This is a genomic window from Streptomyces sp. NP-1717, assembly GCF_022695985.1.
GTDB lineage: Bacteria > Actinomycetota > Actinomycetes > Streptomycetales > Streptomycetaceae > Streptomyces.
On the sequence record NZ_JAAPBF010000007.1, the window covers coordinates 75193 to 85103 of the forward strand.

Annotated in this window: 10 protein-coding genes; 7 read left to right on the forward strand and 3 right to left on the reverse strand. The window is 71.5% G+C overall.

The features are described 5' to 3' along the window. Positions 1-297: 297 nt before the first annotated feature. Positions 298-1305: a non-homologous end-joining DNA ligase gene (gene ligD, locus GXP76_RS02835; RefSeq protein WP_242569785.1), complete on the forward strand. Its 1008-nt coding sequence runs from the start codon at positions 298-300 to the stop codon at positions 1303-1305. A 139-nt stretch (positions 1306-1444) separates the two neighbouring features. Then, positions 1445-1876 (forward strand): VOC family protein, encoded by a 432-nt coding sequence (locus tag GXP76_RS02840; RefSeq protein ID WP_242569786.1) that lies wholly within the window; start codon positions 1445-1447, stop codon positions 1874-1876. A 79-nt stretch (positions 1877-1955) separates the two neighbouring features. Here GXP76_RS02840 and msrA read toward each other — a convergent pair whose 3' ends face one another. Both msrA and GXP76_RS02850 read right to left on the reverse strand, forming a co-directional pair. Beyond that, entirely contained in the window at positions 1956-2474 is a 519-nt protein-coding gene (msrA, locus tag GXP76_RS02845) for a peptide-methionine (S)-S-oxide reductase MsrA (RefSeq protein ID WP_242569787.1), read from the reverse strand. 91 nt (positions 2475-2565) lie between these two features. Continuing rightward, positions 2566-3360 carry an NAD(P)-binding domain-containing protein gene (locus GXP76_RS02850; RefSeq protein WP_308354084.1) on the reverse strand — a complete coding sequence of 265 codons (795 nt, stop codon included), beginning with the start codon at positions 3358-3360 and terminating at the stop codon, positions 2566-2568. Positions 3361-3487: 127 nt separating this feature from the next. On the opposite strand from GXP76_RS02850, the gene GXP76_RS02855 reads away from it, so the two are divergent. Further along, positions 3488-4612 (forward strand): acetate/propionate family kinase, encoded by a 1125-nt coding sequence (locus tag GXP76_RS02855; RefSeq protein WP_242569789.1) that lies wholly within the window; start codon positions 3488-3490, stop codon positions 4610-4612. 40 nt (positions 4613-4652) lie between these two features. On the opposite strand, the gene aztA is transcribed toward GXP76_RS02855, so the two are convergent. Next, positions 4653-5357: a zinc ABC transporter ATP-binding protein AztA gene (gene aztA, locus GXP76_RS02860; RefSeq protein ID WP_242569790.1), complete on the reverse strand. Its 705-nt coding sequence runs from the start codon at positions 5355-5357 to the stop codon at positions 4653-4655. 63 nt (positions 5358-5420) lie between these two features. Between aztA and aztB the strand changes: the two genes are divergently transcribed. Genes aztB through aztD form a run of 4 tightly spaced genes read left to right on the forward strand, consistent with a single transcriptional unit; the run spans position 5421 to position 9755 of the window. Next, positions 5421-6299 (forward strand): zinc ABC transporter permease AztB, encoded by an 879-nt coding sequence (gene aztB / locus GXP76_RS02865; protein ID WP_242569791.1) that lies wholly within the window; start codon positions 5421-5423, stop codon positions 6297-6299. Then, a complete protein-coding gene (locus GXP76_RS02870) occupies positions 6296-7540 on the forward strand; it encodes a hypothetical protein (protein ID WP_242569792.1) in 1245 nt (414 codons plus the stop codon). The genes aztB and GXP76_RS02870 overlap by 4 nt, the downstream gene beginning before the upstream one ends. Then, complete coding sequence (gene aztC, locus GXP76_RS02875; protein WP_277992910.1) at positions 7537-8505, forward strand: zinc ABC transporter substrate-binding protein AztC; 969 nt, start codon at positions 7537-7539, stop codon at positions 8503-8505. Before GXP76_RS02870 ends, aztC begins: the two co-directional genes overlap by 4 nt. A gap of 50 nt (positions 8506-8555) precedes the next feature. Further along, entirely contained in the window at positions 8556-9755 is a 1200-nt protein-coding gene (aztD, locus tag GXP76_RS02880) for a zinc metallochaperone AztD (protein ID WP_242569793.1), read from the forward strand. Positions 9756-9911 lie beyond the last annotated feature (156 nt).

The following is a 9911-nucleotide window of genomic DNA, read 5'->3' on the forward strand; positions in this document are numbered from 1 at the left end:
GCGGGGGTGGCCCCTAGGGCGTGTTTCGAAAGTAGCGCCGTGCGCCCTCAGGGCGGGGCTCGCGGCGTCTGGTGCGTGCGATCGCAAGGCGGAGGATCGTTCTCGTACTGGACGTACTTGGACGACTCCGACAACGCAGCGAGCGTGCGTGCCAGGCGTCGCGAGCCAGGCGGGACTTTCGAAACACGCCCTAACGGGTGATCGGCCCCGGTGACATGCGCGCTCGGTGCTCCGTGGCGGGGAACCTTCTGCGCAAGCCGGAGGGTTCGCCGGATTCACGGAGAGAGGCGAGGCGCGATGAGCAGCCTCCTGGACACGCTGCCCGCCGACGAGCGGCGCAGACTCAACCACGACCGGCCGGGCGCCGTCCTGGCGTCCGCGCCGATGCTCGCCACCCTGACCGACCGGCGGGTGTTCGGTGACGGCTGGATCTTCGAGCGCAAACTGGACGGTGTCCGGGTGCTCGCCGTACGGGACGCGTCGGGCGTACGGCTGCTGTCGCGCACGGGACGACGGCTCGATGCCACCTATCCGGAGATCGTGGACGCCCTGGCCGCGCAGGAGTGCGAGGACTTCACCGTGGACGGCGAGGTCGTCGCGTACGCCCACGGCCGTACGGACTTCTCCCGGCTCCAGCAGCGCATGGGGATCACCGACGCCCGCCGGGCCCGCGCCAGCGACGTGGCCGTCACGTACTACCTGTTCGATCTGCTGCGGCTCGACGGCGCCGGCCTCACGGCGATCCCGCTGCGCTCACGCAAGTCGCTGCTGCGCAGAGCGCTCACCTACCGGGCCCCGCTGCGCTTCACGCCGCACCGCAACGCGGGCGGTCGGGAACTGCTGGACCGGGCGTGCGCCAACGGCTGGGAGGGGCTGATCGCGAAACGGGCCACCGGGCGGTACGAGCCCCGGCGCTCGACGGGCTGGCTGAAGCTCAAGTGCGAGCAGGGGCAGGAGTTCGTCATCGGCGGCTACACGGAACCGTCCGGCTCCCGCGTGGGTTTCGGCGCGCTGCTTCTCGGTCACTACGAGCACGGGCGGCTGCGGTACGCGGGCAAGGTGGGGACGGGGTACGACCGGGCGACGCTGGCCGATCTGCGCCGGCGGCTCGACGAGACCGCGGTGGCCCGGTCGCCGTTCGCGGACACGGTCCGGGAACGGGCTCCGCACTGGTCGGAGCCCCGGCTCGTGGCGCAGATCGCGTTCACCGAGTGGACCAGGGACGGAATGCTGCGCCATCCGCGTTTCCTGGGGCTGCGGGAGGACAAGGAGGCGAAGGACGTGGTGCGGGAGAGACCGGCCTGACGGGGCCGCGCGTGGGCAGTACTGGTGGAGGGCCGTACGCACCATGCGTACGGGCCCGGCGACAAGACCGGACACGAGCCGGACAGGTGCCGGACACGAGCCCGGCACCGGGACCGCGACGAAGGGCGGCGACACCCCCATGACCACCCCCGACTCCCGCATACCGCGCTTCCACCTCGCGATGCCCGTCGACGACCTCGCCGCCGCGCGCCGCTTCTACGGCGGCGTACTCGGTCTGACGGAGGGCCGCAGCGCGGACACCTGGGTGGACTGGAATCTGCGGGGCCACCAGTTCGTGACGCATCTGGCCCCGCGCCGCGGCGAGGGCGTGCGCAACGCGGTCGACGGACACGACGTGCCGGTGCCGCACTTCGGGCTGCTGCTGACCCCGCCGGAGTTCCACGACCTGGCGGACCGTCTCCGGGCGGCGGACACGACGTTCGTCATCGAGCCCTACCTCCGCTTCGAAGGGCAGCCCGGCGAGCAGTGGACGATGTTCCTGCTCGACCCGGCGGGCAACGCGCTGGAGTTCAAGGCGTTCGCGGACGACGCGCAGGTCTTCGCCGTCTGACGGCCGGTGCGTGCGGGCCAGCGGCCCGCCCGGTGTCCGCCCGGTCGCCGGGCGGACACCGTCGGCGCCGGAGGCGTCCCTATCGCTCGCTGCGCACGGGAAGCTTCCAGCCCGGCCGCACGAAGTGGCAGGTGTATCCGTCGGGATAACGGATCAGATAGTCCTGGTGCTCGGGCTCCGCCTCCCAGAAGTCGCCCGCCTCGGCCACCTCGGTGACGACCTTCCCCGGCCAGAGCCCGGAGGCGTCGACATCGGCGATGGTGTCCTCGGCGACCCGCTTCTGCTCGTCACCGATGTAGTAGATGGCCGACCGGTAGCTGAGGCCGATGTCGTTGCCCTGGCGGTTGAGCGTCGTGGGGTCGTGGATCTGGAAGAAGTACTCCAGAATCTGGCGGTAGCTGGTCTTCTCCGGGTCGAAGACGATCTCGATGCCCTCGGCGTGCGTCCCGTGATTACGGTACGTGGCGTTCGCCACGTCACCACCGGTGTAACCGACCCTGGTGGAGATCACCCCCGGCAGACCGCGAATCAGATCCTGCACACCCCAGAAGCAGCCGCCCGCGAGGACCGCCTTCTCCGTAGCCGTGTCTGTGCTCATGCGTTACTCCCTCCTCTGTCACACACGGTACTGCTCCGAGGGGGGCCGGCGGGGGCGGCCGGGAGAGCCCCCGGCCGCCGGAGGCGCCGTCTCAGGCGCTGTGCAGCCGCGCGTCCAGCTCGCCGGCGGACAGCTCCACGCCGTAGACGGCACTTCCCGGCTGGTGCTGGCGCCCTCCCCCGCCGAGGTGGCCGGCGTTCACGGGGTCGAAGCCGATGTCGCGGATCAGACCCGCCACGACGGCCACGGCCTCCTCGTCGTCGCCGGAGAGGGGGATGGCCAGGCGCGCCGGATCGCCCTTGGGGCGCCCCCGGTCGCGCAGGGTCTCCCAGTAGATGGAGTTGAACGCCTTCACCAGGTTGGAGTCCGTCGCGGCGCGTACGTTCTCGCTGGAGGTGGTGGAGTCGTCGTCCAGGGCGGGCTCGTGACCGTCGCGTTCCGGGTAGTAGTTACCGGTGTCGATCACGACCTTGTCGCGCAGCTCGCCCACCGGCAGGTCGCGGAGGCGCCCGTAGGGGACCGCCACGACGACCACCTGGCCGAACCGGGCGGCTTCCTCGGCGGTGACCGCCCGGATGGGGCCGTCGATCCCCGCGACCAGCTCCGCCAGGGTCTCCGGGCCGCGCGAGTTCGCGAGCGCGACGTCGTGGCCGATGCCGGCGAAGTGCCGGGCGAGCGTCGAGCCGATACGGCCCGCTCCGATGATTCCGATACGCATGGTGCCTCTCCTGCCTCCGCGGTCGTGGGCCCGTCGCCCGGTCCGTACGGATCGCTCCTGCCGGCCGCCCGCAGGGTTCGCTCCCGTACGGGCTCCTCGTACCGGTCGCCTCCATGGGTAGCCGAATGGCTGCTCTCCAAACTTGCCGGAAGGCGGGCCCGGACTCACCCTGAGGCTGCGGGCAACGCCCGATGCCGACGGAGAGCGCCCGTGCGTGGTTGACGCGCGCGTCCCTCGTCGGCACCGCCGTTCGGGTCCTGTCCGCCGAACGGGGGAGCTGAGAGGAAGGGCTGTCGTGGCCAGTCATGAACGTGACCCCGTGCTGGTCGCCGACGCGGGTTCGTCGAGTCTGCATCTGACCGTCTTCGCGGACGACGGCACGGCACTGGCCTCGTACGACAACGCCTCCGCGCCCGGCGACAACATGTCCGGGCAGCTCCGGGATCTGCTCAGATACGCTCCGGCGCCCATGGCGGTGGGACACCGGATCGTGCACGGCGGCCCCGACCTGCGGCGGCACACCCTGGTCGACGACCAGGTCAGGGACGTCCTTCAGGTCACGGCCGACCTGGCGCCCTCCCATGTCCCGCCGGCGCTCCTCGTGCTCGACGCGGCCCGCGAGCTGCTGCCCAACGTGCCGCACGTGGCGTGCTTCGACACCGTCTTCCACACCGGACTGCCCACGGCGGCCCGCGAGTTCGCCGTGCCCGAGACATGGCGCGGCGAGTACGGCGTACGGCGCTACGGGTTCCACGGCCTGTCCTACGCGTGGGCGCTGAGCAGCACCGCCGAACTGCTCCGGCGAACCCCGGAGAGCCTTCGGATCGTCATCGCCCATCTCGGCGGCGGCAGTTCGGCGTGCGCGGTGCGTGACGGCACGAGCGTCGACACCACCATGGGTTTCACCCCGCTGGACGGCCTCGTGATGAGCCGTCGCAGCGGCGCCGTCGACCCGGGCGCCCTGACGTGGCTCCAGACCCGGCACGGCCTGTCCGCGCTGGACATCGACGAGGCGCTCAACCACCGATCGGGTCTGCTGGCCCTCTCGGGCTCCTCCGGCGACACCCGCGACCTGGTGCGCGACCGCGCGGCCGGGGACGAGCGGGCCGCTCTGGCCCTTGACGTCTTCACCCACCACTGCCGCCGCGGCATCGCCGCGATGGCCGCGTCCCTGGACCGTCTCGACGCGCTGGTCCTCACCGGCGAGATCGGTGAGGACCAGCCGGAGGTGCGGGAGGAGATCTGCGCGGGGCTCGGCATCCTCGGCGTCACGGGCGGTCTGCTGGTGCCACCGACCGACGACGAGGTGCCGGCCCGGCTGGTGAGCCCGCCCGAAGCGGCGGTGCCGGTGATCGTCGTGTCCACGGGAGAAGCCCGCCAGATCGACAGAGAGACCCGCGCTCTCCTGCGCGACGGCTGAACCGCACGCCCCGGCCGGGCGTCCCGGCCCGCGTATCCGCTCATCCGGCGCGGCGGGGCAGGCGCCAGACCTCCTCGACGACCCGGTCGGTCAGTGTCCCGGCGGGAGTGCCCTGGCCCCGCAGGCGTCCGTCCTGGAGCAGCAGGACATGCCCGGCCGCGCGGGCCGCCGTCAGGTCGTGCGTCGCCTGGACGACGGTCACACCCTCCGCCGTGGCGTCGGCCAGGACGTCGGCGATCAGTCGCTCCGCCGCCGCGTCCAGGCCGGTGGCCGGTTCGTCCAGCAGGAGCAGATCGGCCTCCTGGGCCAACCCCTGGGCGACGAGCGCCCGTTGACGCTGCCCGCCGGACAGTTCTCCCAGCTGCCGGTGCGCGAGGGAGGTGATGCCGAGCCACTCCATGCTCCGCTCCACCACCTCGCGGTCGCGCCGCGAGGACCGCCGCCACAGCCCGAGCCGTCCCCACCGGCCCATCGCCACGGTGTCCCGCACGGTAAGGGGCAGCGCGTCGGCCGCCCTGCTGCGCTGCATCACGAACGCGGCGCGTCCACCGGTCCGGCGCTCCACCGTTCCCGCTGTCACGGGGATCACACCGGCCAGCACCCCGAGCAGGGTCGATTTACCCGAACCGTTCGGGCCGACCACGGCGGTGGTGGTGAACGCCGGTATGTGCGCGGTGAGTTGACGCAGCACCACGCGGTTCGCGTAGCCCGCCGACATCTCGTCGAGTCCTATGTGCCATGGCATTCCCGGAGCACTCCCGCTCTCTAGTTTGAAACGATAATCATTTTCATTGTAGTGTCCGGCTCCATGGAATGGCTGGTGGGTCCCTTCGAGGTGGCCTTTGTTCAACGGGCCCTGTGGGGCGGCGTCCTGGTGTCGGCGATCTGTGCCCTGGCGGGCACCTGGATCGTGCTGCGGGGCATGGCGTTCCTCGGGGACGCCATGTCGCACGGCATGCTCCCCGGCATCGCGCTGGCCTCACTGCTGGGCGGAAACCTGCTCGTCGGCGCGGCGGTGAGCGCGGCGGTCATGGCCGCCGGCGTCAGCCTCGTCGGCCGCTCGCCGCGCCTGTCCCAGGACACCGCCATCGGGCTGCTGTTCGTCGGGATGCTGGCGCTCGGCGTGATCGTCGTCTCCGGTTCGGAGTCGTTCGCCGTCGACCTGACGGGCTTCCTCTTCGGTGACGTACTGGCGGTCCGCCCGGCAGACCTGACCCACCTCGGGGTCGCCCTGGGCGTCGCGCTGGTGATCTCCGTACTCGGACACCGGCCGTTCGTCGCACTGGCCTTCGACGAACGCAAGGCGCACACACTGGGGTTGAGGCCGCGCGTCGCGCACACGGCGCTGCTGGCGCTGCTCACCCTCGCGATCGTCGCGTCGTTCCACATCGTGGGCACGCTGCTGGTCTTCGGTCTGCTGATCGCGCCGCCGGCGGCGGTGCTCCCGTGGGCCCGCCGGATCCCGGCCGTGATGGCCGGGGCCGCCTGTCTCGGGGCGAGCGCGACATTCCTCGGCCTGCTGCTCTCCTGGCACCTCGGCACCGCCGCCGGGGCGACGATCGCGGCCACCGCGGTCCTCCAGTTCCTGCTCTCCACCCTGACCGCCGGCCTTCACCACCGGTGGACAAGGTCCACCACCACCCCCACGGCCGACCGCCCGCACATGGAATACGGACATCCGTCATGACACCCAGGAAGATCCGGCCCGCGACAGCCCTGTTCCGCGCCGTACTCACCGGCTCGGCGCTGCTCGCCGGCTCGGCGCTGCTCACGGGCTGCCTGCACGACGGCGGCCGGCAGCCCGCCGCCGCACCCAAGTCCTCACCGGCGCCGCACGGATACGTCGAGGGGGCCGAGGAGACCGCCGAACCGCAGCCCCGTCTCGTCCTGGCCGACGCCGGCACCGGAGCGGTCGGCGTGCTCGACCTGATCACCGGGGACATCACACGGTTGAAACGGACCGACGGTGTACGGGGGCTGCTCGCCGACGGCCGGTTCGCCCATCTGCGTACCGAGGGCGCGACGCACACCGTCGACACCGGCAGCTGGACGGTGGACCACGGCGATCACGTGCACTACTACCGGGCCGCGATCCGCGAGGTCGGACGGATCGTCGCGGCCGGCGCCGCCCATGTCCACAGTGACCAGGCCGTGACCGCGGTGTCCCCGGCGCGGGGCGCGGGTGAACTGTTCGACCGCGAAGGGCTGGAGGGCGGCACCGTCCCCCGGGGCAAGGCGCTGCCCGGCACGGACGGCGCGGCGATCGTCCCCTACGAGCAGCACCTGCTGGTGGCACCGGCGGGAGCGGGGCGGGACACCGTGGAGGTCCGTGACCGGGACGGGGCACGCGTGGCCACCCTCGATGAACCGTGCGCCGAGGCACGGGGCGCGGCCGTCACCCGGCGGGGCGTGGTGTTCGGCTGCGCCGACGGCGCGCTGCTGGTCAGCGAGGACAAGGGGAGGTTCGGCGCGGAGAAGATCGCGTACGGCGAGGAGGTGAGCGCCGCCGATCGCGCGGTCGACTTCCGTCACCGCGCGGGCAGCACCACCCTCGCGGCCAGGTCCGGCGACGACGCGGTCTGGATCCTCGATGTCACCGACCGCGCCTGGACACGGATCAGGACCGGTCCGGTCGTCGCCGCCAACACCGCCGGGGAAGGCGCTCCGCTGCTCGCGCTCGGCGGGGACGGCGTCCTCACGGCGTACGACATCGCCACCGGGAAGCGCACGGTGCGCAAGGAACTCCTCACGAAGGGCGCCGCTCCGGGCGCCACTCCGGCCGTCATCGAGATCGACACCACGCGCGCGTACGTCAACGACGCCGCCGCGGAGAAGGTCTACGAGATCGACTACAACGACGGGCTCCGGCTCGCCCGGACCTTCCCGCTCGGCTTCGCCCCGACGTACATGGTGGAGACCGGACGATGAACGGGACGACGAACCGCCCGACGACGAACCGTCACCGCTCGGCCCGCCCCGTCCTCCTGCCCCTCGCCCTGGCCCTGATCTGCGCGTCGGTACTCGGTGCCGGCGGCTGTGCGGCGCGCGGGGACCACCGGCCCACCGTGGTCGTCACCACCAACATCCTCGGCGACATCACCCGCAACGTCGTCGGCGACGAGGCCGACGTGACGGTGCTGATGCGCCCCGGCGCCGACCCGCACTCCTTCGGTGTCTCGGCGACGCAGGCGGCCACCGTCGAACAGGCCGATCTCGTCGTCCACAACGGGCTGGGGCTGGAGGAGAACGTCCTGCGGCACGTGGCGGCCGCGAAGGAGGCCGGTGTCCCCACCCTGGCTGTCGGGGACGCCGTCGACCCGATCAGGTACCGGTCCGGCGAGAGCGCGGACCAGCCCGACCCGCACTTCTGGACCGACCCCGAGCGGGTGCGCGAGGCGGTCGGCGTCATCGCGGACGAGGTCGTCGAGAACGTGAAAGACGTCGACAGGGCGGCCGTCGAGAAGAACGCGTCCCAGTACGGCGCGAAAGTCGCCGGCCTGAGTTCCTGGATGCGGACGGCGTTCGACGAAATCCCCGAGGAACGGCGCCAGTTGGTGACCAATCACCATGTCTTCGGCTATCTGGCCCAGCGCTTCGGATTCCGCGTCGTGGGCGCCGTCGTCCCGAGCGGCACCACCCTGGCCTCGCCGAGCGCGTCCGATCTCACGTCCCTGGCCACCGCCGTCGAGAAGGCGGGGGTGGGCGCGATCTTCGCGGATTCCTCCCAGCCGGACCGGCTGGCCCACGTCCTGAAACAGGAGGCCGGAATCGACGTCGACGTCGTTCCGCTGTTCTCCGAATCCCTCACCGAGAAAGGAAAGGGCGCGGCCACCTATCTGGAAATGATGCGCGCCAACACCCGGTCCATAGCGACCGCTCTGAGCACCGAATAGCCACGCCGTCGCCCCTGCCGGGCGACGGCCATGGAGAGGAGAACCACGAAATGAAGTATGCGAAGGGAAGACTCCACCGGGCGAAGGCCGCCGTCGGCGTCCTGCTCGCGGCCTCCGTCACGCTCACCGCGTGCGGCGGCGACCCGTCCGGTTCCGCCGCCGAGAAACCGGGGAAGTCGTCCGGTACGCCGGCGAAGCCGGTCGAGGACCCGGTCGTCGTGACGTACGACGGCGGGCTCTACGTACTCGACGGGCGGACGCTGAAGGTCGCCGAGGACATCCCCCTGAAGGGGTTCAACCGGGTCAACCCGGCGGGCGACGACCGTCATGTGATGGTCTCGACCGCGACCGGCTTCCGGGTCATGGACGCGGCAGGACGGCGGCTCACGGACGTCGAGTTCAAGGGGCCCAAGCCGGGCCACGTCGTGCACCACGCGGGCAGGACCGTCCTGTTCTCGGACGGCACCGGCGAGGTCACCGTCTTCGACCCGGAGGACCTCGGTGACACCCGGCCGAAGACCGAGACGTACGACTCCGCGGACCCGCACCACGGGGTCGCCATCCGGCTGGCGAACGGCGAGTTGGTGACCACGCTGGGCACCGAGGAGGAGCGGGTCGGCATCACCGTCCTCGATGCGGACCGCGAGGAGATCACACGGAGCGAGAAGTGCCCGGGAGTCCACGGCGAGGCCACCGCGAAGGGCGAGGCGGTCGTCATCGGCTGTGAGGACGGTGTCCTCGTCTACAAGGACGGCGCGATCAAGAAGGTGGACAGTCCCACGGCGTACGGCCGGATCGGCAACCAGGCCGGATCGGACGAGTCGCCGGTCGTCCTCGGCGACTACAAGAAGGACCAGGACGCCGAGTTGGAGCGTCCGGAACAGATATCGCTGATCGACACCCGATCGGGCGAGATGCGGCTCGTCGACATCGGCACCAGCTACACCTTCCGCTCGCTGGCCCGGGGCCCGCACGGTGAGGCGCTCGTCCTGGGCACGGACGGCAAGATCCATGTCATCGACCCGGAGACGGGCAGGACCACCAAGAAGATCTCCGCCCTCGGTGCCTGGCAGGAGCCGCTGGACTGGCAGCAGCCGCGCCCGGCGCTGTTCGTGCGCGAGAACACCGCGTACGTGTCCGACCCGTCGAGCAAGGAACTCGTGTCGTTCGACATCGAGTCCGGCGAACGGCTTGCCTCGGTGCGGCTTCCCCAGCCCCCCAACGAGGTGAGCGGTGTGAAGGGGCACTGACCCCGCCGCCGGGTGCCGGTGCCAGACACGGCCTACGGCTGTGCGGGCCCTCCGCGGTCAGGGGCGGCGGAGGGCTCGACGGCGTCCCCGCCGGGCGCCTGGCTGGGGGTCGCCGTCGACAAGCGGCTGGGGACGTCCGCGGTGGTGCGGCTCGTC